Annotated in this window: 22 protein-coding genes; 8 read left to right on the top strand and 14 right to left on the bottom strand. The window is 69.1% G+C overall.

The features are described from left to right. The first annotated feature begins 43 nt into the window (after window positions 1–43). Window positions 44–676 (top strand): glutathione S-transferase family protein, encoded by a 633-nt coding sequence (locus FZN60_RS03925; RefSeq protein ID WP_158871330.1) that lies wholly within the window; start codon window positions 44–46, stop codon window positions 674–676. Between the two features lie 250 nt (window positions 677–926). Continuing rightward, window positions 927–2,381 carry a glutamate synthase subunit beta gene (locus FZN60_RS03920; RefSeq protein ID WP_158871328.1) on the top strand — a complete coding sequence of 485 codons (1,455 nt, stop codon included), beginning with the start codon at window positions 927–929 and terminating at the stop codon, window positions 2,379–2,381. Between the two features lie 88 nt (window positions 2,382–2,469). On the opposite strand, the gene FZN60_RS03915 is transcribed toward FZN60_RS03920, so the two are convergent. The 3 genes from FZN60_RS03915 to FZN60_RS03905 form a co-directional block, all read right to left on the bottom strand. Beyond that, window positions 2,470–3,969 (bottom strand): SGNH/GDSL hydrolase family protein, encoded by a 1,500-nt coding sequence (locus FZN60_RS03915; protein ID WP_158871326.1) that lies wholly within the window; start codon window positions 3,967–3,969, stop codon window positions 2,470–2,472. Between the two features lie 16 nt (window positions 3,970–3,985). Then, window positions 3,986–5,206, bottom strand: a complete 1,221-nt coding sequence (locus FZN60_RS03910) for a lytic murein transglycosylase (protein WP_158871324.1) — start codon at window positions 5,204–5,206, stop codon at window positions 3,986–3,988. Between the two features lie 86 nt (window positions 5,207–5,292). Further along, window positions 5,293–5,478 carry a hypothetical protein gene (locus FZN60_RS03905; protein ID WP_158871322.1) on the bottom strand — a complete coding sequence of 62 codons (186 nt, stop codon included), beginning with the start codon at window positions 5,476–5,478 and terminating at the stop codon, window positions 5,293–5,295. Here FZN60_RS03905 and galU point away from each other — a divergent pair. Next, window positions 5,462–6,358 (top strand): UTP--glucose-1-phosphate uridylyltransferase GalU, encoded by an 897-nt coding sequence (gene galU, locus FZN60_RS03900; protein WP_158871320.1) that lies wholly within the window; start codon window positions 5,462–5,464, stop codon window positions 6,356–6,358. The two genes, FZN60_RS03905 and galU, sit on opposite strands and share 17 nt — an antisense overlap. A gap of 73 nt (window positions 6,359–6,431) precedes the next feature. On the opposite strand, the gene FZN60_RS03895 is transcribed toward galU, so the two are convergent. The 6 genes from FZN60_RS03895 to FZN60_RS03870 form a co-directional block, all read right to left on the bottom strand. Then, window positions 6,432–8,201 (bottom strand): outer membrane beta-barrel protein, encoded by a 1,770-nt coding sequence (locus FZN60_RS03895; RefSeq protein ID WP_158871318.1) that lies wholly within the window; start codon window positions 8,199–8,201, stop codon window positions 6,432–6,434. A gap of 104 nt (window positions 8,202–8,305) precedes the next feature. Next, on the bottom strand, window positions 8,306–9,367 hold the full coding sequence (gene hemH, locus FZN60_RS03890) for a ferrochelatase (RefSeq protein WP_158871316.1): 1,062 nt from the start codon (window positions 9,365–9,367) through the stop codon (window positions 8,306–8,308). Between the two features lie 120 nt (window positions 9,368–9,487). Beyond that, window positions 9,488–9,862: an Omp10 family outer membrane lipoprotein gene (locus tag FZN60_RS03885; protein ID WP_158871315.1), complete on the bottom strand. Its 375-nt coding sequence runs from the start codon at window positions 9,860–9,862 to the stop codon at window positions 9,488–9,490. A gap of 94 nt (window positions 9,863–9,956) precedes the next feature. Next, the gene (locus tag FZN60_RS03880) at window positions 9,957–10,421 is read right to left on the bottom strand and encodes a nuclear transport factor 2 family protein (RefSeq protein WP_246726581.1); all 465 of its coding nucleotides are present in this window, start codon (window positions 10,419–10,421) and stop codon (window positions 9,957–9,959) included. A gap of 234 nt (window positions 10,422–10,655) precedes the next feature. Further along, complete coding sequence (locus FZN60_RS03875; RefSeq protein WP_158871313.1) at window positions 10,656–12,104, bottom strand: homospermidine synthase; 1,449 nt, start codon at window positions 12,102–12,104, stop codon at window positions 10,656–10,658. Between the two features lie 119 nt (window positions 12,105–12,223). Then, a complete protein-coding gene (locus tag FZN60_RS03870; protein ID WP_158871311.1) occupies window positions 12,224–14,062 on the bottom strand; it encodes a M3 family oligoendopeptidase in 1,839 nt (612 codons plus the stop codon). Window positions 14,063–14,213: 151 nt separating this feature from the next. On the opposite strand from FZN60_RS03870, the gene FZN60_RS03865 reads away from it, so the two are divergent. The 3 genes from FZN60_RS03865 to FZN60_RS03855 all read left to right on the top strand — a co-directional run bounded on the left by FZN60_RS03865 (window position 14,214) and on the right by FZN60_RS03855 (window position 18,820). Then, window positions 14,214–15,677 carry a sigma-54-dependent transcriptional regulator gene (locus FZN60_RS03865; RefSeq protein ID WP_158871309.1) on the top strand — a complete coding sequence of 488 codons (1,464 nt, stop codon included), beginning with the start codon at window positions 14,214–14,216 and terminating at the stop codon, window positions 15,675–15,677. A 321-nt stretch (window positions 15,678–15,998) separates the two neighbouring features. Continuing rightward, window positions 15,999–17,786, top strand: a complete 1,788-nt coding sequence (locus tag FZN60_RS28570; protein WP_199266480.1) for a peptidoglycan L,D-endopeptidase MepK — start codon at window positions 15,999–16,001, stop codon at window positions 17,784–17,786. Between the two features lie 605 nt (window positions 17,787–18,391). Then, the gene (locus FZN60_RS03855) at window positions 18,392–18,820 is read left to right on the top strand and encodes a Ros/MucR family transcriptional regulator (protein WP_158871307.1); all 429 of its coding nucleotides are present in this window, start codon (window positions 18,392–18,394) and stop codon (window positions 18,818–18,820) included. 102 nt (window positions 18,821–18,922) lie between these two features. Here FZN60_RS03855 and FZN60_RS03850 read toward each other — a convergent pair whose 3' ends face one another. The 5 genes from FZN60_RS03850 to FZN60_RS03830 form a co-directional block, all read right to left on the bottom strand. Beyond that, window positions 18,923–19,996, bottom strand: a complete 1,074-nt coding sequence (locus FZN60_RS03850; RefSeq protein ID WP_158871305.1) for an energy transducer TonB family protein — start codon at window positions 19,994–19,996, stop codon at window positions 18,923–18,925. Further along, on the bottom strand, window positions 19,993–20,457 hold the full coding sequence (gene exbD, locus FZN60_RS03845; RefSeq protein WP_158871303.1) for a TonB system transport protein ExbD: 465 nt from the start codon (window positions 20,455–20,457) through the stop codon (window positions 19,993–19,995). The genes FZN60_RS03850 and exbD overlap by 4 nt, the downstream gene beginning before the upstream one ends. A 4-nt stretch (window positions 20,458–20,461) precedes the next feature. Continuing rightward, window positions 20,462–21,640 carry a tonB-system energizer ExbB gene (exbB, locus tag FZN60_RS03840; RefSeq protein ID WP_246726580.1) on the bottom strand — a complete coding sequence of 393 codons (1,179 nt, stop codon included), beginning with the start codon at window positions 21,638–21,640 and terminating at the stop codon, window positions 20,462–20,464. A gap of 208 nt (window positions 21,641–21,848) precedes the next feature. Continuing rightward, window positions 21,849–22,112 (bottom strand): DUF2312 domain-containing protein, encoded by a 264-nt coding sequence (locus FZN60_RS03835; protein WP_158871301.1) that lies wholly within the window; start codon window positions 22,110–22,112, stop codon window positions 21,849–21,851. A 115-nt stretch (window positions 22,113–22,227) separates the two neighbouring features. After that, window positions 22,228–22,533, bottom strand: coding sequence for a DUF1244 domain-containing protein (locus FZN60_RS03830; protein ID WP_158871299.1), 306 nt, complete (start codon window positions 22,531–22,533; stop codon window positions 22,228–22,230). A gap of 204 nt (window positions 22,534–22,737) precedes the next feature. Here FZN60_RS03830 and FZN60_RS03825 point away from each other — a divergent pair, with 204 nt between their 5' ends. Both FZN60_RS03825 and FZN60_RS03820 read left to right on the top strand, forming a co-directional pair. Then, window positions 22,738–23,202, top strand: a complete 465-nt coding sequence (locus FZN60_RS03825) for a DUF1036 domain-containing protein (RefSeq protein WP_158871296.1) — start codon at window positions 22,738–22,740, stop codon at window positions 23,200–23,202. After that, on the top strand, window positions 23,199–23,409 hold a 211-nt coding region (locus FZN60_RS03820), incomplete at its 3' end, for a pyruvate kinase (protein WP_246726579.1). The genes FZN60_RS03825 and FZN60_RS03820, both read left to right, overlap by 4 nt.

The raw sequence follows: 23,409 nt of genomic DNA, 5'->3' as shown, positions 1-23,409 counted from the left end.
CGCGGCACCAGCCGCGGCCCCTCTTTCTTGGGAGGTGAGGGTCATGGCCGACATCAAGCTCTGGGGCTTCAACAACTCGACCTACGTGCGCACCGTGCGCATGGTGCTGCACGAGAAGGGCGTCACCGACTACGAGCAGGTGCCGCTGAACGTCATGAAGGGCGAGCCGCAGTCGGCGGAGCATCGCCAGCGCCACCCCTTCGGCAAGGTGCCGGTGCTGGACCACGGCGATTTCCGGATCATCGAGACGGCGGCGATTGCGCAGTATCTCGATACGGTCCTGTCTGGACCGTCCGTGATCCCCTCCGACCCGAAGGACCGGGCGCGGATGGACATGGCCGTCTGCATCCTCGACTCCTACGGCTACGGCGCACTGATCGGCGGCGTCGCGGCCTACCACCTCTTTCCCGACTTCGTCGGCGGCAAGAACGAGGAAGGACGGGCGAAAGGCGTGGAGACCGGCCGCACGGTTCTCGAGACGATCATGCGCATCAAGAACGATTCGCCCTGGATCGCCGGCGAGGCGCCGAGCGTCGCCGACTTCTTCCTCGCGCCGATCCTCGCCTACGTCGCCATGACGCCCGACAAGGACGAGCTCCTCGGGGTCGCCGGCGTGTCCGACTGGTGGGCGCGGGTGCAGGATCTCGAAGCATTCCGCGCGACGCCCTACGGCTGAGGTGCCGTGCGGCTTGCGGTGACCGCCGAAATAGGGCAGTAACGCTGTCGTATTTTGCCGCTTGCGGGCGGCAGGATCGAGGCGCCGCCTGCCAGTCGGGAGGCTGCCGCGGAACGATCGTTTAGACGCGTTCGAATCTGGGAACGCATGGTGTAGAGGGTGTGAGCCCGGCGCGATGCCCGCGTCGGGCTTGTTCTTGCGAACGCGGACGCGCGGCAATGGCCGCGAACTCGCGGGCATGGAGGGTCGAATGGGCAAGGTCACGGGTTTCCTCGAAATCGACCGGCAGACGCAGAAATACCAGCCGGCCTCGGACCGCATCCGGCATTTCCGCGAGTTCACCCTGCCCATGTCCGACGAGGAGGTCGGCAAGCAGGCGGCGCGCTGCATGGATTGCGGCGTGCCCTATTGCCATGGGCCGACGGGCTGTCCCGTCCACAACCAGATCCCGGATTGGAACGACCTCGTCTATGGCGGGGACTGGGAAGGCGCGATCCGCAACCTCCACTCCACCAACAACTTTCCCGAATTCACCGGCCGCATCTGCCCCGCCCCGTGCGAGGAAGCCTGCACGCTGAACCTCGAGGACGTGCCGGTCACGATCAAGACGATCGAGCAGGCCATCGCCGACAAGGCCTATAAGCTCGGCCTCATCGTGCCGCAGACGCCCAAGCACAAGACCGGCAAGCGCGTGGCCGTGATCGGCTCGGGCCCGGCGGGCATGGCCGCCGCCCAGCAGCTCGGGCGCGCGGGTCACGACGTCCATGTCTACGAGCGCGAGAGCCGCCCGGGCGGTTTGCTGCGCTACGGCATTCCGGACTTCAAGATGGAGAAGCACTGGATCGACAAGCGCGTCGAGCAGATGCAGGGCGAGGGCGTCACCTTCCATTGCGGCGTCGAGATCGGCGCGGACAAGCCGCTGGCCGAGCTGACGGCTGAGTACGACGCGGTGCTGTATTGCGGCGGGGCCGAGAAGCCGCGCGAAGCGGGCATCCCGCGCGAAGGGCTCCAGGGCATCTTCGACGCGATGCCCTACCTCGTACAGCAGAACCGCCGCGTCGGCGGCGAGGCGGTCATGCCGAAGGGCTGGAAGTCCGAGGAGATCTGGGCCGGCGGCAAGCACGTCGTCGTGGTCGGTGGCGGCGACACGGCCTCCGACTGCGTCGGCACGGCCTTCCGTCAGGGCGCCGTGAAGGTCACCCAGCTGGATATCCGCCCGCAGCCGCCGGCCATGGAGAACAAGCTCGAGGTCTGGCCCTACTGGGCAACCAAGATGCGGACATCCTCGTCGCAGGCCGAAGGCGCGGTGCGCGAGTTCCAGGTGGCGACGCTCGCCTTCATCGGCGAGGACGGACACCTCACAGGCGTGAAGTGCGCCGAGGTGGACGAGAAGCGCAAGCCGATCCCCGGCACCGAGTTCGTGATCAAGGCGGATCTCGCCTTCATCGCCATCGGCTTCGCCGGTCCGTTCGAGGACGGTCTCCTGCGGGAGGCCGGCGAAGGGCTCAAGACCGTCGCCGACCGCCGCGGGAACGTGTCGGTCCAGGCGGACGACAAGGCCTATCGCACCTCGATGGACAAGCTCTACGCTGCCGGCGACGTGCGCCGCGGCCAGTCGCTCGTGGTCTGGGCGATCCGAGAGGGGCGGCAGGCCGCCCGCGCCATCGACATCGACCTCACGGGCTCGACCACCCTGCCTCGGTAACGGCAGGCCGAGCAGCAGCTTGAACGAAAAAGCTCGCCTGAGGTCTCAGGCGAGCTTTTTGTTGTATGCGCTTGAGAGATCTGCCCTATTACTGCCCCGGTGTCGGAGAGCCCGGCTGGCGCGCGGCTTCGCTTTCGCGCTGCCACTCGTTGATGATCGCGTCCTCCAGGGACGGCATTTCGGGCGGCGGCGTCGGACCGGCGGTGGAGCGGAGCGGCGCGAGATCGAGCGAGCCGCTGGCCGTGATCGGAGCCGGTCCGGAGCTGCCCGGCGGGGCCACGGCGGGGCCCTTCTCGTCCCATTGAAAGTTGTCGGCGCGCCCTTCGGCGCCGGGCGTGGGGGTGCCGGCAACGACGAGGAGATCCCGCGGCGATTCGGGCGGCGGCGTGCCAGGCGTCTGCGGTCCGGTCTCGGCAGAGGCGGTGCGGGTCGCGGCCGGAGGCGTTGCCCCGAGCAGGTCGTCGGGACCCTCCGGGACGGGAGCACCGAGATCGATGGGCGCGGCCGGCGGAACCATGTCGCCCGGCATGCCCGGGCCTTGCATCCCGTCCGGCGAGGCGGACGCGACGAGCGACTTGCCGAGGATCTTCTCCAGCGGCCGGCGCGCGAAGAAGGCGAGCTTGTCTTCTCCCGCCGGCGTCATGGTGATGCCGTCGGAATTGCGCAGCTGCGCCGGCTGGCCCGCGACGTCGGGACCCGAATAGGTGAAGGCGCCGTTCGCGTCGACGAAACCGTCCCAGACGTCGACGAACTCGCCGGAAACCGTGGCGCTGTTCTTCCGGTAGATGTCGTTGAGGAAGACCATGTCCTCGCTCATCCGGTCGAACTTGAAGGAGGGCATGCCCACCCAGATGACCGGAATGCCCGCCTGCTTGGCCGCGCCGGCCAGGGTCGCCACGCGCTGGTCGTAGGCCGTCGACCATTCGTCCGTGCGAAGGGCGTAGGAGGCGGAGCCGAGCGAGATCGGCTGGCGGTCGTTGGCACCGAGCATGACGACGAGCGCGGCCGGATCGGTCGACTCCAGCATCGGCTTCAGTTCGCCGAGCCAGTCGTAGTGGTCGGTCCGCACGAGGCCCGAGGAGCCGTTGGAGCGCTCCTCGATGACGACGCTCGCGTCCGTCGCGAAGGATCGCGTCAGGCCCTTGGCGAGGGAAGCGGCGAGAAAGTCGCCGACCACGAGCACCTTGCGCGCGTCCGGCGCCTTCTCGACGACGGCCGGCGCCGCGGGGGCAGCGGTTGCCGCCGCCGCTGCGGCTGCGGCGGCACGGGGCGCCGACCGGCCGCCGCGGCGGGACGTCTGCTGCTGGCGGCCGTTGGAGCGCCGCTCGCGGGCGGCCTCGCGGTTGCGGGTGCCGCGGCGCTGCTGCTGCGCCGCGGTGCCGCGTTGGCGGCGCTCCACGCGCTGCGGCGGGGCGGCCTGGCGCGAGGAATTGCCGAACAGCATCTCCATGACCGTGCGCGGCCGCTCCTGCGCGGCGGCGCCGCCCGGCGGCAGAACGGCCGTGAAGGCCATCAGGACGGACAAGGGCAGGGCGAGCGAGCCCTTGAGGAGTCCGAGGCGGGCGCGGATCCGTCGCGTGTCGCTCATGCCGTTCCTTTCGTCTTCAGTTCCTCCGCAGGGCGTCGAGGAGGGCCTTCGAAGCGTTGCCGTCCTGTGGCATGCCGAACCGCGCCTGGAGGGCCATGATCGCGGTCTTCGAGCCCGACCCGATCTTTCCGTCGATCTTGCCGTCGTAGAGCCCGTGACCGGCCAGACGCTGCTGCAGCTCCTGCCGCTCGGCGCTGGACAACGGAATATAGCCGCGGGGCCAGTCGTTGACGAGCCCTTGATAGCCGCCGATGCGATCGGCGAGCAAGCCGACTCCGAGGGCGTACTTGTCGGCATTGTTGTAGTTCTTGAGAACGAAGAAGTTCTTCGTCATCAGGAAGGCCGGCCCGTTGTCGCCGGCGGGCCGGATCAGATTGGCGCGCTCGCCGCCCGACGGGAAGGGGCGGCCGTTGGCGCGGCGGAAGCCGAGCTCGGCCCAGCGGCCGACCGTCATGGCCTCGCGCTCCAGCTTGCCGCCGCGATATTTCGCGGGAACCTCGACCTCGTAGCCCCAGCTGCGGCCGGGCTGCCAACCGTTGCGCTTGAGGAGGTTGGCGGCGGTGGCGAGGGCGTCCGGAACCGAGCCCCAGATATTGTCGTGGCCGTCGCCGTCCATGTCGGTGGCGTAGGCGAGGTAGCTCGTCGGGATGAACTGGGTGTGGCCCATCGCTCCGGCCCAGGAGCTGGTGAGGTTCTGCGGCGCGACGTGGCCCTGCTGGGCGATCTTCAGGGCGGCGAGAAGCTGCTCGCGGGCGAACTTGGCGCGCTTCTTGTCGGCATAGGCGAGGGTGGCGAGCGAGCGCGGCAGGCTCATCATCACGCCGTCGCGGGTGAGCGCAGCGCCGTAGTTCGTTTCCATCGACCAGATGGCGAGGAGAACGTCGCGCGGCACGCCGAAGCGCTTCTCGATGCGGTCGAGCCAGGGCGCCCACTTCTGGCGCATCATCTGGCCTTCCGCAACGCTGTCCTCGTTAACGCGGTTGTCGATGTAGTCCCACACCTTGTCTTGGAACTCGGGCTGGAAGCGGGCCTTGCGGATCACCTCGGGATCGGGTTCGTCGATGCCGGCGAAGGCGGCGCGGTAGATCTGCCGGCTGATGCCGTTCTTCGCCGCGACGCTTTCGAAGTTGTTGATCCACTGCACGAAACCGGGATCGGCGGCGGCCGCCGGCATGACGACGCCCGACACGAGCGAAAGGCTGAGCGCCGCGGCGAGCATCCTGGTTCGGAACGGCATTCGAACACTCCATGCGAAGATTTGGCAGGTCGGGCGGAACCTTAACGAGGCGGTCGTGAAGACTTCGTTTACCACCCCGATTAAGGTCATGCCGCGTTTCCGCCCGCGCCAAGCGACTGAACCTTTGCCTTTTTTCCGATTTTCGAGGCAAAAAGGCGGCGCAGCCCGGTGCGGGCGATCACGGCAAAGTCATATTCAGCGCGATTGTAGGCGAAGGCACGCGACATCCGCGCGCCTTCCGCAAGGGGGTGATTGATGAAGAAGGTACGCAAGGCGGTGTTTCCGGTCGCCGGTCTCGGGACGCGGTTTCTGCCGGCCACGAAAGCGATTCCGAAGGAGATGCTGACCGTCGTCGACCGTCCGGTGATCCAGTACGTGGTCGACGAGGCGCGAGAGGCGGGCATCGAGCACCTGATCTTCGTCACGGGCCGCAACAAGGGCGTGATCGAGGATTATTTCGACATCCAGGTCGAACTGGTCGACACGCTGACCGAGCGCGGCAAGTCGGCTGAACTCGGGCTTCTCGAGTCGCTGCAGCCGAGGGCGGGCACGACCTCCTTCACCCGCCAGCAGGCGCCGCTCGGCCTCGGCCACGCCGTCTGGTGCGCGCGCGACATCGTCGGCGACGAGCCCTTCGCGCTGCTGCTGCCCGACATGATCATGCAGTCGGAAAAGGGCTGCCTCGCCGAGATGGTCAAGCTCTACGAGCAGACCGGCGGCAACGTGATCTCCGTCGAGGAGTGCGATCCGAGCCAGACCCACAAGTACGGCATCGTCGGCAAGGGCGAGGGCGTCGGCACCGGCTTCCGCGTCCAGGGCATGGTGGAGAAGCCGAAGCCCGCCGAGGCACCCTCCAACTTCTTCATCTCGGGCCGCTACATCCTCCAGCCGGAGATCTTCTCGATCCTGGAAACCCAGGAGCGCGGCGCGGGCAACGAGATCCAGCTGACCGACGGCATGCTGAAGCTCGCCGGCCGGCAGGACTTCTACGCCTATCCCTTCCACGGCCGCACCTTCGACTGCGGCTCGAAGGAAGGCTTCATTCAGGCCAACGTCGCCTTCGCGCTCTGGCGCCACGACATCCGCGGCAAGGTCTACGACGACCTGCACGACCTGATGAACACGATCGAGCCGGCGCGTCTCGCCGGCTGATCCTCGTGATCGCGAGCCGAGCAAGCCCCGCGGCGCCCGACCGGCGCTGCGGGGCTTTTCGTTGCCACGCGCTTCAGCGCTGCAGGCGAATGCCGAGCTGGATCGTGTCGGCGCGCCAGTCCGCCCTGGCCCGGTCGCTGAACAGGTCCTCGTGGCGGTAGAGCGTCGTCAGGGCGGCTGCTCGGCTCAGCCAGTAGGTCACGCCGGCCTCGAACGAGAGAAGCGTCTCGTCGCCGCCGGTGATCGACGAATCGGTGACGCGCCCGGCCAGGCGTCCGTCGAGATCGATGCGCGCCCGCAGCCGGTGGGAAACGCCCAGCGCGGCGTCGTAGACCGTTTCCGACGAGAGGCCGTCTGAGCCCGGCTCGAAGCGCGTCGCGGCCGTCAGCGTCACGTCCGTGCCGCGCCGGGGCGACCACGTGAGGAGCGCGTCGAAGGTCGGCGAGCGGGTCGCGCGGAAACCCTCGTCGGGGTCGCTCCAGGCGTAGCCGACCGCCGCCTCGCCGAAGAGCTTCTCGCTGAGGCGGAAGGTCGTTCCGGTCCGAAGCGCGGAGATGGTCGCGTCGGGGCCGTCGCCGCCGAGAACGGGCGAGGAGTCGAAGAGGCGCCGGCCGAGGCTCGCCTCGGCGAAGGGCTGGAGCGCCGGCGAGAGTTCGTAGCCCGCGCGCAGCGCCGCGGTCGCGGTCGTGTAGCGCTCGTCGGGAATGCCTGCCACGGCGCTCTCCTCGACGCTCCGCGACAGCGAGCCCGTGCCCCGCAGGAGGATGCGGCCGAAGCTGCGCTCGAGCTCGGCGGCCAGCGTGCCGTCGAACGCGTCCGGGCGCTCGCCGGACGCGCCGGGATCGTCGGCGTCCGCCGCGTCGTCCCGGCGGTAGCTGAATGCGCCGCGGATCGTCGCGCCCATCCGAGCGCCGAGATCGAAGCGCAGGCGCGCGTCCGCCTCGACGCGGGGATCGTCGCGCAGCTCGCCCTGGAAGTTGCGGCGATAGGTGGCGCTCGCATTGGCTTCGGCCTCGTGGCGCGACCAGTCCGACAGGAGACGTGCCGAGAGGGTCGTCTCGCTGAAGATGCCCGATCGCCCGTCCGGCTCGGCCTCGAGGTTGGTCGAGGCGCCGAGCGTCTGGAGAAGCGTCGGATACAGCACGAACGAGCCGGCCCGGATGCCGATCGCCGCGAAGGGATCGTCCGGGTCGGTCGCGGGCAATGGGTTGCGCAGGGATGTCGGGCGCGGCGGCGTGCCGCCGAACAGGTCTGGACGCGCGTCGTCGACGCGCACGCTCGGCCGTACCGCAGCGGCGCGGGCGGTCGTGGCGGTTGCGGTGTCGCCCGGCCCGATCGCCCCGCGCCGAAGCGCCCCGGCGAGATCGGTGGCGTCTCCCGGACCGACCGCTGCTCGGGCATCGGCCGGCGCGGCGCCGAACGGTTCGGGATTGACGGGCGCGGCCTGCGCGCTCGGCCGATCGAGGGCCGAGGCCGGACGCTCCGGTTCGGCGAAGAGGTCGAAGCTCGGTGTCGGGCGCGTCGGAGGCGCGGCCCCAGCGCCGCCTTCGCTCTCGTCGTCGGCCTCGCCCGTTCGACGCGCTTCCGCTTCGAGCGCGTCCATCGGGTCGACTTCGTCCTGCAGGCTGCCATTGCTCTGGGTCAATCGCGGCGCGTTGCGCGCCCGCGGCAGCTGGAAGTCGCCGTCGGCCGGTCGAAGGTCGTTGGCGAGGGAAGAGGGGGCCTGCTGGACCGGACCCGGTGGGGGCTCCTGCGCCAGTGCCGCCGGCGCGATGCCCGCAGCGAGAAGGCAGGCGCCAAGTCGGCGGCGCCAGCCCGTCCCGTCGATGTTCGCCCCTGCCATGCGGTTTCCGCCTCGTCACCGCGCCGTCGCGCCTGCGTTGCCGAGAGGTAAACACGCGAGGTGGCGGGAAGCTTGCGACGGCGTGCACGCCGGCGCCCAGGACCTCAGTCGACCCAGCCGCGCAGCTCGCGCCGCACCATGTGCTCGATCACGTCCATTCCCGGCTCGGAGTCGTTGAGGCAGGGGATGTGGCTGAACTTCTCGCCGCCATTGTGCAGGAAGATCTCGCCGGCTTCGCCCGCGATCTCCTCCAGGGTTTCCAGGCAGTCCGAGACGAAGCCGGGATTAAGGACGGCGATGCGCTTCACGCCCTCCTTGGCCAGCGCCTCCACCGTCTTGTCGGTATAGGGCTGCAGCCATTCTTCCGGTCCGAAGCGGGACTGGAAGGTCGTCATGAAGCGGCCCTTCGGCCAGCCGAGCCGCTCCTCGAGGAGGCGCGAGGTCTTCTGGCAGTGGCAGTGGTAGGGGTCGCCCTTGCGGAAATAGCTCTGCGGAATGCCGTGATACGAAGCGATGACGCGCTCGGGCTCGAAGTCGAGGGTCGCCAGGTGCGTCTCGATCGAGCGGGCGAGAGCGTCGATGTAGACGGGCTCGTCGTGATAGGCCGGGACCGTGCGCAACGCCGGCATCCAGCGCTTGCCCATCAGGTGCTCGAAGGCCTTGTCGTTCACGGTCGCCGTGGTCGAGGCCGAGTACTGCGGATAAAGCGGGTAGACGAGAATCCGGTCGCAGCCCTGCGCCTGGAGCGCGTCCATTCGGCTGGCGATCGACGGATTGCCGTAGCGCATCGCCCAGTCGACGGCGATCTCGGCTTGGCCGGCGAGGCGGGCGGCGAGCTTCTCGCCCTGCGCGCGGGTGAAGGTGCGCAGCGGCGATTCGTTGCGCTCGGTGTTCCAGATCTCGGCATAGGCCGCGCCCGACTTCTGCGGGCGCTTGGACAGAACGATGCCGTGGAGGATCGGATACCAGACGGCGCGCGGCCACTCGATGACGCGCTTGTCCGACAGGAACTCGCGCAGGTACCGGCGCATCGACCAGTAGTCCGTGCCGTCCGGCGTGCCGAGATTGACGAGGAGCACGCCGACCTTCGGGCGGGCCACGGGCGGATGGCCGGCGGGCAGGGGGCCGATCGCGCGCTCGGCGACCGTGCGGGTGTGGGCGTTCATGTCTTCATCCGGTCAAGGTTGCGGGCCCGGAGCGCCTCGGCGCCGCGGACCCGCGCAAAACGGTCGGGATCGACCGACATATAGACGACGGCGTGCCGGCCGGCACGCCGGCAATCGGCCTCAGGCCCGCGACAGCTCGAAGCGGCTGTTCGCCGAGGTCGCGCAGGCCAGGGTGTTGGGTCCCGTCTGGTTGCAGTTGGCGGCCACGCGCTGGTTCGTCCGGCGCGACGTATAGGTGATCGTCACTTGGCCGGGACCCAGGCTCGTATAGCTTCCCTCGGCCAGAAGCGCGCTGGTCGCGTTCTCCGTGGTGGTGAAGCGTCCGCCCTGGAACGTGGCGGTGTAGGGAACCGGCCCGCCGATCGAGGTCCAGCGGCCGTCGATCCCTTGCGGCCTCGGCTGAACCACCGCCACCTCCTCCTGGGGCGCCGTCTGGCAGCCGGAGAGACCGGCGAAGAGGACGGGAAGCAGCAGGCTGGCCAGAACGCGGCGCATCGGTGAACTCTCCGGAATCACGGGAACGTTAGAACTTGAGGGAAAGTAGAGCAGAGGCGCCGCGCGGCATCAATCGAGCGGAGGCGAGAAACGATCAGGCCGAGGTTTCGGCACCCCGCCGGGACGGAATGACCGAGTGGATCGAGCCGATCGACTCGATCGAGCGGATGCGGAAGTCGCTGGTGAAGGCGAACCAGTACATGGTCGTGCCGGTCACCACCGTTCCGTCCTTCTCGTAGAGCCGGGTCCAGTCGCAGCGGCTCGCGGCCTCGCCGTCCTCGACGAGGATGCCGCGCTGCTCGTAGGACAGGTAGGTCGCCTTCTGCATGAGCTCGGCCATGAAGGACTTCACCTCCTCCGGCCCGGCAAGGCGATACTCGCCCTCCAGCCGGTCGAACCAGGGCGCGTCGAACGCTCCGGCGTTGCTCCGGTTGGTGAAGAGCGCGCCGGGGGCGAGGTGCGCGGCGATGGCCGTGCCCTTTCCCGACATCACGGCGTCCATCACTTCGGACACCACCTCTCTCATCCGGTCTGCGTCGCTGACCGTTTCGAACATCATCCTCGCCTCCGTTCTCCCTCCGTCAGGGCGGTCTCGAAGGTGTCTCGTCGCAGTTACGGCCATCAGCTCAAGGGCCGATCCGGAAATCTTGTCCATGCACTTGATATGGAACACGGATCGAACATTGCGAGGCGAAGCTGTCGCGAAGCGTGCGTCCTTACGCCGGCGAACGAAAAAGGGCGGTGCCGCGCGGCACCGCCCCCAACAAGTGACCGGTTCGTCGAGCTTTTCCTGTCAACGCACCAGGATGTTGCGGAACTGCCAGGGATCCTTCTCGTCGAGGTCCTCCGGGAAGAGGCCGGGACGGTCGGTGAGCGGCGTCCAGTCGGTGTAGTAGCCCTTGACCGGGCCGAGATAGGGCGACTGCACTTCGAGGCAGCGCTTGTAGTCCATCTCGTCGGCCTCGACGATGCCGGCTTCCGGGTTCTCCAGCGCCCAGACCATGCCGGCGAGAACGGCCGAGGTCACCTGGAGGCCCGTGGCGTTCTGGTAGGGCGCGATGCGGCGCGTCTCCTCGAGCGAGAGCTGCGAGCCGTACCAGTAGGCGTTCTTGTCGTGGCCGTAGAGGAGGACGCCGAGCTCGTCGATGCCGTCGATGAGCTCGTTCTCGTCGAGAACGTGGTGCTCCGGCTGGAACTTGCCCGCCGCGCCGAATAGCTCGTGCAGCGACAGGACGGCGTCGTTGCAGGGATGGTAGGCGTAGTGGCAGGTCGGCCGGAAGGTGACCTCGTCATGCTTGTTGCGATGGGTGAAGTAGTCGGCGATCGAGATCGACTCGTTGTGCGTCACCAGGAAGCCGTATTGCGGGCCCGGCGTCGGGCACCAGGTGCGGACGCGCGTGTTGGCGCCGGGCTGCTCCAGGTAGATGGCGGCCTGATGGCCCTTCTCGTGGTCCTTGGCGTTCTTCGGGCGCCAGGTCTCGTGCGTGCCCCAGCCGAGCTCGGCCGGCTGCATGCCCTCCGACAGGAAGCCCTCGACAGACCAGGTGTTCCAGAACACGTTGAGGGGCTTGGGGTTCTTGGCGCGCTGGGTATCGCGCTCGGCGATGTGGATGCCCTTGACGCCGACCTTCTTCATGAGCTTCGCCCAGCCCTCGCGGTCGTCCTGGGTCGGCTCCTCGAACTCCAGGCCCGTGTCGCGGGCGACGTTGACGAGCGCCTGCTTGACGAACCAGGACACCATGCCGGGATTGGCGCCGCAGCAGGACACGGCCGTCGTGCCGCCGGGGTTCTTGCGCTTCTCCTTGCGCACGGTCTCGCGTAGCGCGTAGTTCGTGCGGTCGGCGTTGGACAGCGACTCGTCGAAGTAGAAGCCGAGCCAGGGCTCGACGACGGTGTCGATGTAGAGGACGCCGAGCTCGCGGCAGAGCTTCATGAGGTCGAGCGAGCCGGTGTCGACCGAGAGGTTGACGCAGAAGCCCTGGCCTTCGCCTTCCGTGAGGAGCGGCTTCAGGAGGTCGACGTAGTTCTTGCGCGTCACGGCTTCCTGCACGAACTTGATGCCGCGCTCGTCGAGCAGCGCCTTGTCGCGCGGGTTCGGGTCGATCACCGTGAAGCGCGACTTGTCGTACTGGAAATGGCGTTCGATCAGCGGCAGCGTGCCCTTGCCGATCGAGCCGAAGCCGATCATCACGATCGGACCGGTGATCTTGGCGTGGACCGGATGCTTCGCTTCTTTTGCCATCGGTTCTCTTCCTTGTCTCGTCGCCCGCGGTCGGGCCGTCTGCGCAGCGGGCTAGACGGTTTCGCTGTCATTTGAAAGGGGCGGCGGCGCGGGGCAGCCCCGCGCCGGATGGCGCTCCCTCAACCCTCCATCGCCTCCAGCTCGTCGATGAAGCCGGCGATGACGGACAGACCCTTCTGCCAGAAGGCGGGGTCGGAGGCGTCGAGGCCGAAGGGGGCCAGAAGCTCGGAATGGTGCTTGGTGCCGCCGGCTTTCAGCATCTCGAAGTACTTGGCCTGAAAGCCCGGATCGCCGTTCTGGTAGACGGCGTAGAGCGAGTTCACCAGGCAGTCGCCGAAGGCGTAGGCGTAAACGTAGAAGGGCGAGTGGATGAAGTGCGGAATGTAGGTCCAGAAGGTCTCGTAGCCCGGCCCGAGCCGGATCGCCGGACCGAGAGCCTTGGCCTGCACGTCCATCCAGATCTCGCCGATGCGGTTCGCCGTCAGCTCGCCGTTGCGCCGCTCCGTGTGGATCTCGCGCTCGAACTGGTAGAAGGCGATCTGGCGCACCACCGTGTTCAGCATGTCCTCGACCTTTGAGGCGAGAAGCGAACGGCGCTGGGCGGGCGTCGCCGCCGCGTCGAGCAGCGAGCGGAAGGTCAGCATCTCGCCGAACACGGAGGCCGTCTCGGCGAGCGTCAGCGGCGTCGAGGCCATCAGCGCGCCCTGATGGGCGGCGAGCACCTGGTGGACGCCGTGCCCGAGCTCGTGGGCGAGCGTCATGACGTCCCTCGGCTTGCCCATGTAGTTGAGGAGCACGTAGGGGTGAACGCTCGGCACGGTCGGGTGCGCGAAGGCGCCCGGCGACTTGCCGGGGCGAACGCCCGCGTCGATCCAGCGCTTGTCGAAGAAGCGAGCCGCGATCTCGCTCATCTCCGGCGCGAAGCCGGAATAGGCCGACAGCACGGTCTGGCGCGCCTCCGCCCAGGGGATGTCGCGGTTGTCGGCCTGGGGCAGGGGCGCGTTGCGGTCCCAATGGTCGAGAACGTCGAGCCCGAGCCAGCGCGCCTTCATCGCGTAGTAGCGGTGGGACAGCTTCGGATAGGCCTCGGACACCGCCTGGGCGAGCGCGTCGACGACCTCGCGCTCGACGCGGTTGGCGAGGTGGCGCGAATCCGCGACGTCCGCGAAGCCGCGCCAGCGGTCGGAAATCTCCTTGTCCTTGGCCAGGGTGTTGGTGACCAGGGTGAAGATGCGCAGGTTCTCGGCGAAGACCTTGGCGAGCGCCTCGGCGGCGGTGCGGCGGCGGGTCCGGTCGGGGTCCTGAAGGAGGTTCAGCGTTTCCTCGAGCGTCAGCTCGTCGGTGTCGACGCGGAAGCGCAGCGAGGTCATCGTCTCGTCGAAGAGGCGGTTCCAGGCCCCGTGCCCGGTCACCGACTTCTCGTGGAACAGCTCCTCGACCCGGTCTTCGAGCTGATAGGGCTTGTCCTTGCGCAGGTCGACGAGCCACGGCCCGTAATGCGCCAGCGCCGGGTCGGCGGCGAGTGCCGCATCCATCGCCGCGTCGTCGATTCGGTTCAGCTCCAGCGTAAAGAAGATGAGGCGCGAAGCGATGTCCGTGACGCGGGACTGGATGTCGCCGAAGAACTTCGCCCGGATCGGATCGGCTGTGTCGCTGGCGTAAATGAGGCCGGCGAAGGATACGAGGCGCCCGAGCCGCTCGTCGATCGCCTCGTAGGCCTGCACCGCTTCGGCAAGGCGCAGGCCGGCCGGCGCGTCCGGCGAGGCGGCCTGCGCCAGGGCGCCGCGCCAGCGCGACTGGAACGCCTCGGCCTCCGCGGCGGCTGCGGCGAGGTCCTCCTCGATCCGGGGGCTGTCCATCGAAGGATAAAGATCGTCGAGGTTCCAGGTCGGAAGCTCATCGACGGCGCCGAACTTCGAAGCGGCGGCCGCCGAGGGCGAGGCGTTCTGGTTGATCATGGACTACTCTTCGATGATGCCACGGCGACAAATTCGATTCAAATTCGGACGGCCGGATAGGCCGGGCGTTATCTGTTCTTCTTCAGTCGGGCTTCAACCGTCGGTGCCATATTGAGCCAGTCCCGTAGCAAGTCGGGACGGGAGACTCGAAATGACCCAGCTCGTGATGATCGTCGACGACGATCCTATACAGCGTCGGCTCTTGGATGCCCAAGTGTCGAAGATGGGATTTCGCACGCTCAATTGCGATGGCGGTCAGGCGGCGATCGAAGCGCTGACGGGCCGCGCGGGGCGGGAGGTCGACGCCGTGGTGCTCGACCTCGCCATGCCCGACAAGAACGGCATCGAGGTCATGACCGAGCTGCGGCGCGCAGGCTTCGCGCGGCCGATCGTGGTCCAGACGGCGCGAGGCTCGATTGACGCGGTGGTCGAGGCGATGCGCGCGGGCGCCTTCGACTTCGTGGTGAAGCCGGCAAGCCCGGAGAAGCTGCAGAAGGCCCTGACCGGAGCGATCCGGGTGGCGCAGGCGAGCGAGGCCGAACGCGAGGAGAGCCGCCGCGTTTCCGCTGCCGAGCCGCCAGCGGCAGGAACCTACGGCGCGAGCGAAGCGCTGCGCCCCGTCCTGGCGCAGGCGCTCAAGGCGGCCGATTCGGCGATTCCGCTTCTCGTCGAGGGCGAGACGGGCGTCGGCAAGGAATGGCTTGCACGCGCCGTCCACGCGGCCTCGAAACGGGCGCGGGCCCCCTTCGTCGCGGTCAACTGCGCGGCGCTGCCCGGCCAGCTCGTGGAGAGCATCCTGTTCGGCCACGCCAAGGGCGCCTTCACCGATGCCGGCGACCGACATCCCGGCAAGTTCCTCGAAGCGGATGGCGGGACCCTGTTTCTCGACGAGATCGGCGAGGTGCCGCTGGACGTCCAGGTCAAGCTTCTCCGCGTCCTCCAGGACGGCGAGGTCGATCCGGTCGGGGGGCGGGCGCCGGTGCGAACCAACGTGCGCCTCGTATCCGCCACCAATCGCGATCTCGCCGCCGCCGTTCGCGAGGGGCGCTTTCGCGAGGACCTCTATTACCGGCTGAACGTCCTGTCGGTGCGCGTGCCGCCGCTGCGCCAGCGAACCGCGGAGATCGACGACCTCGCCCGGAGCTTCCTCGGCCGCTTCCGCCGGAGCGAGCCCGGCTCTCCGGCGAGGCGCTTCACGAGCGACGCGCTGGCGCTGCTGCGGGCCTATCCCTGGCCCGGCAACATCCGCCAGCTGGAAAACGCCGTGCGGCGCGCCGTGGTGCTGGCGGACGGTGAAGCGTTGACGCCGGACGACTTTCCCCAGATCGCCGATGCCTTGATTCCGAACGGCGAGGTGCCCGAGGCGGCGGATCGCGGCGCTGCCGCGGCCCGGCCGGTGGTCCGGGCCGCGGAAGAGGCCGGCGAGGGCGAGCGCCCGACCGCAGGCTGGCGCAACGCCGCCGGGGAGATTCGCCGCCTCGAAGATGTTGAAGCCGACTTGATCCGCATGGCCGTCGAGCAATATGGCGGGCGGATGAGCGAGATCGCCCGGCGTTTGGGGATCGGACGCTCGACGCTGTATCGCAAACTTCGCGAGTATGGCATCGAGACCTGAGTTCAGCGCCGAGGCCTTCGGGCTCGCCGAACCGCGTCGCCGCGTCGGCTCCGTCTTCGAGTTCCCTGTGGGAAACGGAAGGGGGAGGCTGTGCGGCGACCGGGTTCTTCGGCGTGTCTGGCAGGTCTTCGGGCAGTCTTCGCGATTCGTTTAGCTTAACAACTGCTTAAGGCTTTTCTTGGCATATGATGCGTACCATTGGCGTCGTCATCTTCGTGCCGCAGTTCTGTTGACTCTGCCTGGATCAGAGAAGGCTTGAGGCGGCGGGCAGCAATCTTGGGGACGCCTGCCGCAACCTCGCCTGGAGGGGGATAGCTCCGCATGTCCGGATCGACCGACCGCGCCATCCGTTGGCTTCGTCGCGTAAGCGCCACGACGGCGATCGGCCTCTTGCTGACGGGCGCGACGCTGTCCGTCGCGGCCGCCGAAACGCGGACGCTGAAGTTCTACAATCTGCACACTCGCGAGCGGGCCGAGATCGCCTACAAGCGCAACGGCCGGTACATCCCGGACGGGCTGCAGCGCATCAACGTCTTCCTGCGCGACTGGCGGCGCAACCAGCCGACCAAGATGGACCCGCAGCTCCTCGACCTCGTCTGGGAAGCCTACCGCCAGTCCGGCTCGCGCGACTACATCAACGTGATCTGCGGCTTCCGCGCGCCGGCCACGAACAACATGCTGCGCTCGCGCTCGTCGGGCGTCGCCAAGGAAAGCCAGCACACCCGCGGCAAGGCGCTCGACTGGTTCCTGCCCGACGTGCCGCTCCGCAAGCTGCGCGACATCGGCCTGAAGATGCAGGTCGGCGGCGTCGGCTATTACCCCCGCTCGGGCTCGCCCTTCGTCCACTTCGACGTCGGCAATGCGCGCCACTGGCCGCGCATGAGCCGCAAGGAGCTCGCGGCCGTCTTCCCGAACGGCAACACGATCCACGTGCCGTCCGACGGCAAGCCGCTGCCGGGCTACCAGCAGGCGCTGGCCTCCTACAAGGCGCGCCGCGCCGGCCAGGCGAGCCTCGTCGCCAACGCGCAGGAAACCCGCTCCGGCGGTCGCTCCCTGCTCGCCACGATCTTCGGCGGCGGCTCCGACGAGGCCGAGGACATGGCGGATGCGGACGTCGCACCGGCGGTTCGCGCCGCGCCGGCCGCCCGCGGCCGGACCGCGCCCGCCGCTGCCGAGCCCGCCGCGCCGCGGGGCGGAACGGCCGTCGCCGCCGTCACGCCATCGAACCGGCCGGCCCTGCCGGGTGGCGTCGCCGTCGGCATGGCGAGCGACTTCGACACCAGCGCGCCCGCCGCCGCCGCGCCGGCGCCCGCCGAGGCGTCGACGGCCGTTGCCGCGCTCCAGAACATTCCCGTGCCGACCTTCGCGCCGGTCCGGCCCGAAGCCGGCGAGCCGATCACCAGCACGATGGTCGCGGCACTCGAGGACCAGGCGGCTCGCGCGGCCGCGGATCCGGCCGCCGCGGCTCAGCTCGCCTACGCCGTGCCGACGCCGAAGGATCGCCCGATCTTCGAAGAGGTGCTGAAGGGCCGCCCGTCCGTCGCTGTCGCCGAGGCTCCGGCGCCCGGCGCGAGCATCGAGGACGTTCTCGCCCGCGCCGCCGTACCGGCTCCGGCGCCCGCGCAGGCCTCGGCTCCGGCCGCGGCGCCGGCCGCCGTCGCCCCTGCCTCCGCTGCCGAGGTGCGCGTCGCCACGCTGACACCCACCCCGCGTCCGGAGATCCGGCCGACGGCGCGCGCCGAGACGGCTGCCCGCACGGCGCTGCCGGCCGCTGCCGCGGTGCCGGCGCCGGTTCGCGGTCAGTCCGCGCCCGCTCCGGCCGCCGCGCACGCCAAGGCCGTGCCTGCCACGGCAACGGGCGGCAAGACCGGCCGCGTTGTGCGCGCCGCCATTCCGACGCCGGGCTCCTCGCAGGACGCGATCGCCTCGCGCATCGACGTCGCCTCGGCTTTCGCCAGCCCGGACGACGCGGCCTCGACGGCGCTCATCGCCAAGATGGGCCGCCTGATCTCCCAGCGCCCGGACGCCGCGCCCGCGGCCGCCGGCTTCTCGAACGAGACCGCCGGTTCGGGCCGCTCCAGCCGGTTCAGCGCTTCCGCGCTCGACTGAGGCGGCATCCCGCATCCAATCCAGCATCGATCCCAGTTGGAGGCCCGGGCGTTCGAGATGAACGCCCGGGCCTTTCTTCATCCGCATAGTATCGTCGACCTTAGCATGCGCGGGGGCAGCGCTCGGCCGCGAGGAGCAAACGACCTGCCGCTCAACGCCAAAGCGCGGGCTTTACATGAGAGATACAGGCAGCTTCGACGGGCGCTGACAGATAATTCGTCTGTCGAACTTATTATGACTGCGGACGCCTCGAATAGGAGCGTATGAACTGCCATGAGAGCCCGATGATCCGCATCGAGATGGTCCCGTTCAACGTGCGAACGGCGGGCAGAAGACACGATCCGCTAGACTGACACATGCGGCGAAGTTGCGGCGATACTACCCGGAGAAGTGACCTCCAGCGGCAAAGAAAATCTTGAGATCGTCCATCGGATGTTGACAGGAAGTACATTTCCGGAAATATCGAGGGATCGTGAGCTTGCAGGCCTATTGTCGGCTCACCAGGTATAAGAAGAACCCCAGTTCCGTCGACGTGTCGCCGCGGTCTCCCTGCCGCCGGTGGCGCGCATCATTCGCAGACGGCGAGCGGAAAGAAAGGATCCAGAATGGACCAGGCTGAGAGCATCGACAACAACGAGATCCTGATGGAGCTCACCGCGGAAGTCGTGGCCGCCTACGTCGCCAACAATTCGCTGCCCGTATCCGACCTCCCCGGGCTGATCTCCGAGGTCTACGGCGCGCTCGGCCGGAGCAACGCGGTTCAGCAGGCCGCGCCCGCTGAAAAGCCGAAGCCGGCCGTCCCGGTGAAGAAGTCGGTGCACGACGACTTCATCGTCTGCCTCGAGGACGGCAAGAAGTTCAAATCGCTGAAGCGCCATCTGATGACGCACTACAATCTCTCGCCGGAAGAGTACCGCGAGAAGTGGGATCTGCCGGCGGATTATCCCATGGTGGCACCGAACTATGCCGCTGCCCGCTCGCGTCTCGCCAAGCAGATGGGTCTCGGCCACAAGCGCCGCCGCGGCGCGCGCTGACCGTTTCCGCTTGAGGCCGAGCCTCCCGGCCGGCGACGAATGATGATCAAGGCCCGGCGCGTCGTGGACGCGCCGGGCCTTTTCTTATCCCACTGCTGATCCTCAGCGGCCGAACTGGACCGGAACGGTCAGCTGCACCGCCTCTCCGCCCGGCGGGGGCGGAAAGCTCGTTCCGGCGACGAGGCTGACGGCGGCGCGGTCGAGCGCGCCGTTTCCCGATGAGCCGGCGAGCCGGACCGAGGTGGCGGCGCCGCCTGCGGTGATGCGGAACGACACGCGCACCACGCCGCGCCCGCCGGCGCGCTGCGCCCGTGCCGCCCGCGCCAGTCGCGCCTGCACCTGGCTCTGCCAGCGCGTCTGCGCCGCGCGCGACACGTTGGCGCCCTGCGAGGCCTGCCGGCGCTCGCGCCCCTCGGAGGCGGCGGACGCTTGCGAGGCCGCGCGGCGCTGCTCCGCGGCCTGACGCTCGCGCCGCTCGGCTCGTTCCTGCCGCTCGGCGCGCTCCTGCCGGTCCTGTCGCTCGCGTCGCTCCGCCGCGCGGTCGCGGCGCGGGGGCTCTTCCTCGACCCGGCGCTCTCGGAGGGGTGGCGGTTCCCGGCGCGGCGGCGGCTCGGGACGGCTGGTCGGAATCGGCACGTCGATCACGGCTTCCGCGTTCGGCGGAGGCGGGGTCGTCGGTTCGGGTGGCAGCGGCTCCGGCTGCGTCTCCGGCTCCGGCGGCGGATTCGGCTCGGGCTCGGGTTCCGGCACCTCCGGCAGCGGTGGCTCCGGTTGCGGCTCCACAACGTCCGGAACCTCCGGCGGCGGCGGCGGCTCGGGTTCCGGTTCAGGCGGCGCGGGCGGAGGCGGCGGAGGCTGCGGCTCGGGCGCAGGCTCGGGGGGCGGGGGCTCCGGCTCCGGAGGCGCTTCCTCGGCGACGGGTTCGGGCGTCGGCTCCACGGCCTCCTCGAGCGGCGCTTCGGCGCCGGCGCTGTCGGGCGCGGCGGCCGGCGGCGCGAGGTCGATCACGATCGTCGCTTCGGGCGCCCCCTGCGGCGCGGCCTCGGGCGGGTTCTGCGCGAAAGCGACCGCCCCGGCCGCGAAGCCGCCGAGCACCACCGCCAGCGAGGTCCCCCAGCGAAGGCTTTCCAGCCGGCGGCTCGATTCCGCCCGCTCGACCCAGACGACGGCGCTCATCCCGGCGTCCCGGCGACGGGCCGCGGCACGGACCCGCCTTGGCCCGTATCCTCCAGCCCGACCAGCGCGATCTTCAGGTAGCCCGCGTCGCGGAGGTCGTTCATGACGTCCATCAGCGAGCCGTAGGCGACGGCGCCGTCGGCGCGCAGGAAGATGCGCTCGTCGCGGTTGCCGCCGGTCTTCGCCTCGAGCGCCGCGGCCAAGGCCTCGGGCGCGACCGCTTCCTCCCCGAGGATCAGGGACAGGTCCGACTTCACGGTAAGGTAGGTCGGCTCCTCCGGCCGAGGCTCGGGCATCGCGTTGGAAACGGGCAGGTCGACGGGCACGTCCACCGTCGAGAGCGGCGCGGCGACCATGAAGATGATGAGGAGAACGAGGCACACGTCGATGAAGGGCGTGACGTTGATCTCGGAGACCTCGCCCATCCCGTCGTCGTCGCCCTGCTTGAGGTTGACGCCCATCGGTCTACTCCGCCGCCTGCTGCGCCACGTGGCCGGCCGGCCTCGGCGATGCCACGACTTCCGTCCGTGCGCGGTCGAGCTGCCGCGACAGGTGCTGCATCACGAGGGCCGAGCCGTCGGAGAGGAGGGCGCGGTAGCCGGAGATCGAGCGCGCGAAGACGTTGTAGATGACGACGGCGGGGATCGCCGCGACGAGGCCGATGGCCGTCGCGAGCAGCGCTTCGGCGATGCCGGGCGCCACCACGGCGAGGTTGGTGGTGTTCGCCTGGCTGATGCCGATGAACGAGTTCATGATGCCCCAGACCGTGCCGAACAGCCCGACGAAGGGCGCGGTGGATCCGATCGTCGCGAGAAGGCCGGTGCCCCGGGTGATGGAGCGTCCCGCGCCCGCCTCGACGCGCTGCAGCGCGATGGCGACGCGCTCCTTGATGCCGTCGGCGGAGAGGCCCGCCGAGCGGCGTCGCTCGTCCTCCGCCGAGCGGGCGAGAAGCGCGACCGGGCCGCCCCAGCGGTTCGCGCGCTTGCCGTCGCCGATCGCCTCGGCCAGCGTTTCCGCCTCGACGAGGCGGCGGATCCCGCGGCGCGCCCGTCGCTTGGCGAAGGCGATCTCGACGCCCTTCGCGAGGAGGATCGTGAAGGTCACGACGGACGCGAAGGCGAGCCCGCCCATCACCGCCTTCACCACGATGTCGGCCGCCATGAACATGCCCCAGGGGGACAGGTCGTGCGGCAGCGCCTCGCCCGGAACGGCTGCCGGGCCGACGACGACGTCGTTCGCAGCGTTGCCGGCCGTGCTGTCGAGCGGGGCGGGCGCGGTTGCTTCGTTCGAGAGCGGAGCGCCGGTCGATGCCGGACCGTCCGCCGATGCGGGTGCGTCCGCACTCGGCGGCGGCGCAGTCGGCGCGGCGGTCGCCGAAGGCGCGGGAGCGGCATCAGGCGTCGCGTTGGGAGGCGTCGTCGGCGGAGCGGGCGGTTGCTGCGGGGCGGTGGACGCCTGCGGCTGCGCGGGCGGCGCTGCAGGAGCGACCGCCGGGGGCACTGCCAGCGTGTCCGTCGTGGCGGGCGGGCTCGGCTGTGCTGGCGTCTGAGCGAGGCTGGGCGCGAGGGGCGCCACTGACAGTGTCGCGAGAAGAAGGGCTTGCACGGCCCGATGACGCCGGCAGGGCGAGAGAGGCAGGGTCACACGCGTCTCCGAAGAACTCGTGCGCGTGCCGCCTGACCGGTCCGGGCGCCGCGCGATGCCGAAGCGGCGCCGCGGGGCGGCGCCTTTCGGCCGACCCTTACGGAATCATGATAAGAAAAGTCAACTTAAGGCGACGAAGCTGTTCGTCGCTGCCCGGCAGCCGGCCCGGCGGCGAACCCGGATCGAGCCGGGCCGCCGGAAGGCCCGTTCAATTCTTCGGAAGATCCACGACCATGCCGAGGGCCTGGAGGTAGAGTTCCAGGATGGCGTCCTGCTCGGCCCGCTCGTTGGCGTCCTGCTTGCGCAGCGAGATGACCTTTCGGAGCACCTTCGTGTCGAAGCCGTTACCCTTGGCCTCGGCATAGACGTCCTTGATGTCGTCGCCGATGGTCTTCTTTTCCTCCTCCAAGCGCTCGATGCGCTCGACGAAGGATCGCAGCTGGTCCTGTGCGACGTCTTCGACCTGGGACATGGGGGTAACCTCGACGCTGGATGCAGGTTTGGTGAAGGCGCGGGCGGCATGCCTGCCGCCGCGTGAAAGCTCGAAGCCCTGAAAGGCCCGTTCCGGCTTGCCCGAAGCTGTCCGCCTAGGAATGCGGCTTGTTCGCCGAGAAGGCGGCCAGCGCGTCGGGCGAGGCGTCGCGCTGGTTCTTCGCCTGCCATTCGGCATAGGGCATGCCGTAGACGATCTCGCGCGCCTCGTCCTTCGTCATCGGCCGGCCGGACGCCTCGGCGGCGTCGCGGTACCAGTTGGACAGGCAGTTCCGGCAGAAGCCGGCGAGGTTCATCAGGTCGATGTTCTGGACGTCGCCGCGCTCGCGCAGATGGTCGCGAAGCCGACGGTAGACCGCTGCCTCGAAGGCGATCCGCTCCTGATCGTCGCTGGTGCTCATGGGGCTGCCTCCGGTCGTTTCGATTCGAGGCATCCATATCGAAGAGGGACGCCGGCCATGCAAGACCCGTCGCCGGAAGCTCTTGCGGGGCTTGCCGTCAAATCGATTCGCATCCGGAATGCCATGGCGTTGACAGCTTGGCCTGCTATGGGACAACCGGCATAGGAACCACGACGCGGCTTGGCTCCGGAGGAGACGATATCGATGGATTGCCTTCGCAACTTCGCGCGCGGGCTCGGCGTTGCGGCTCTCGGAATCTGCGGCTTCGTCGCCGCAGCGCCGCTGACCGCCGCACCCGCCGCGGCCGACTTCCGCGTCTGCAACGGGACGCAGTCACTCGTCGGCGTGGCGATCGGCTATCGCGCCGCCGACGGCTGGACCACGGAAGGCTGGTGGCGCATCCCGGCGACGACCTGTAAGTCGATCAAGGAGGGCAAGCTGGAGTCGCGCTACTACTACCTCTACGCGGAGGACGCGGAGGGGCGCAGCCGCTGGGCCGGGGACGTCGACCTCTGCATCGCGGAGGACGAGTTCAAGATCGTCGGCGTCCAGGACTGCTTCAAGCGGGGCTACCAGAAGATGGGGTTCCGGCAATACGACACGGGCGAGCAGGCGAGCTGGATGGTCCAGCTCACCGATGCGCCGCGCGGGGGCACGGGCACGCAATGAAACGCAATCGACGGGTCAAGATTCTAGCGACGCTCGGGCCGGCGTCCTCCGACGAGGCGATGATCCGCAAGCTGCACGAGGCGGGCGCGGACGTCTTCCGCATCAACATGAGCCATGCCGACCACGACCTGATGCGCGAATTGGTCCGCCGCATCCGCTCGGTCGAGGCCGCCGTCGGGCGCCCCATCGGCATCCTCGCCGACCTCC

The sequence above is a fragment of the Antarcticirhabdus aurantiaca genome, assembly GCF_009765365.1.
Classification (GTDB): domain Bacteria; phylum Pseudomonadota; class Alphaproteobacteria; order Rhizobiales; family Rhizobiaceae; genus Antarcticirhabdus; species Antarcticirhabdus aurantiaca.
Note: the sequence above shows the minus strand (reverse complement) of the source record. Positions and strands in the feature narration are given on the sequence as shown.

Excerpts from the sequence above, each read along its gene's own strand:
- exbD (WP_158871303.1), bottom strand. The coding sequence starts at position 20,457 with ATGGGCGTCAACCTCAAGCAGGGCGACGACGACGGGATGGGCGAGGTC.
- FZN60_RS03865 (WP_158871309.1), top strand. The coding sequence starts at position 14,214 with ATGACCCAGCTCGTGATGATCGTCGACGACGATCCTATACAGCGTCGG.
- FZN60_RS03850 (WP_158871305.1), bottom strand. The coding sequence starts at position 19,996 with ATGAGCGCCGTCGTCTGGGTCGAGCGGGCGGAATCGAGCCGCCGGCTG.
- FZN60_RS03915 (WP_158871326.1), bottom strand. The coding sequence starts at position 3,969 with ATGAGCGACACGCGACGGATCCGCGCCCGCCTCGGACTCCTCAAGGGC.
- hemH (WP_158871316.1), bottom strand. The coding sequence starts at position 9,367 with ATGAACGCCCACACCCGCACGGTCGCCGAGCGCGCGATCGGCCCCCTG.
- FZN60_RS03880 (WP_246726581.1), bottom strand. The coding sequence starts at position 10,421 with ATGATGTTCGAAACGGTCAGCGACGCAGACCGGATGAGAGAGGTGGTG.
- FZN60_RS03855 (WP_158871307.1), top strand. The coding sequence starts at position 18,392 with ATGGACCAGGCTGAGAGCATCGACAACAACGAGATCCTGATGGAGCTC.
- FZN60_RS03830 (WP_158871299.1), bottom strand. The coding sequence starts at position 22,533 with ATGAGCACCAGCGACGATCAGGAGCGGATCGCCTTCGAGGCAGCGGTC.
- FZN60_RS03885 (WP_158871315.1), bottom strand. The coding sequence starts at position 9,862 with ATGCGCCGCGTTCTGGCCAGCCTGCTGCTTCCCGTCCTCTTCGCCGGT.
- FZN60_RS03895 (WP_158871318.1), bottom strand. The coding sequence starts at position 8,201 with ATGGCAGGGGCGAACATCGACGGGACGGGCTGGCGCCGCCGACTTGGC.
- FZN60_RS03910 (WP_158871324.1), bottom strand. The coding sequence starts at position 5,206 with ATGCCGTTCCGAACCAGGATGCTCGCCGCGGCGCTCAGCCTTTCGCTC.
- FZN60_RS03920 (WP_158871328.1), top strand. The coding sequence starts at position 927 with ATGGGCAAGGTCACGGGTTTCCTCGAAATCGACCGGCAGACGCAGAAA.
- FZN60_RS03825 (WP_158871296.1), top strand. The coding sequence starts at position 22,738 with ATGGATTGCCTTCGCAACTTCGCGCGCGGGCTCGGCGTTGCGGCTCTC.
- FZN60_RS03870 (WP_158871311.1), bottom strand. The coding sequence starts at position 14,062 with ATGATCAACCAGAACGCCTCGCCCTCGGCGGCCGCCGCTTCGAAGTTC.
- FZN60_RS03875 (WP_158871313.1), bottom strand. The coding sequence starts at position 12,104 with ATGGCAAAAGAAGCGAAGCATCCGGTCCACGCCAAGATCACCGGTCCG.
- FZN60_RS03835 (WP_158871301.1), bottom strand. The coding sequence starts at position 22,112 with ATGTCCCAGGTCGAAGACGTCGCACAGGACCAGCTGCGATCCTTCGTC.
- FZN60_RS28570 (WP_199266480.1), top strand. The coding sequence starts at position 15,999 with ATGTCCGGATCGACCGACCGCGCCATCCGTTGGCTTCGTCGCGTAAGC.
- galU (WP_158871320.1), top strand. The coding sequence starts at position 5,462 with ATGAAGAAGGTACGCAAGGCGGTGTTTCCGGTCGCCGGTCTCGGGACG.
- FZN60_RS03925 (WP_158871330.1), top strand. The coding sequence starts at position 44 with ATGGCCGACATCAAGCTCTGGGGCTTCAACAACTCGACCTACGTGCGC.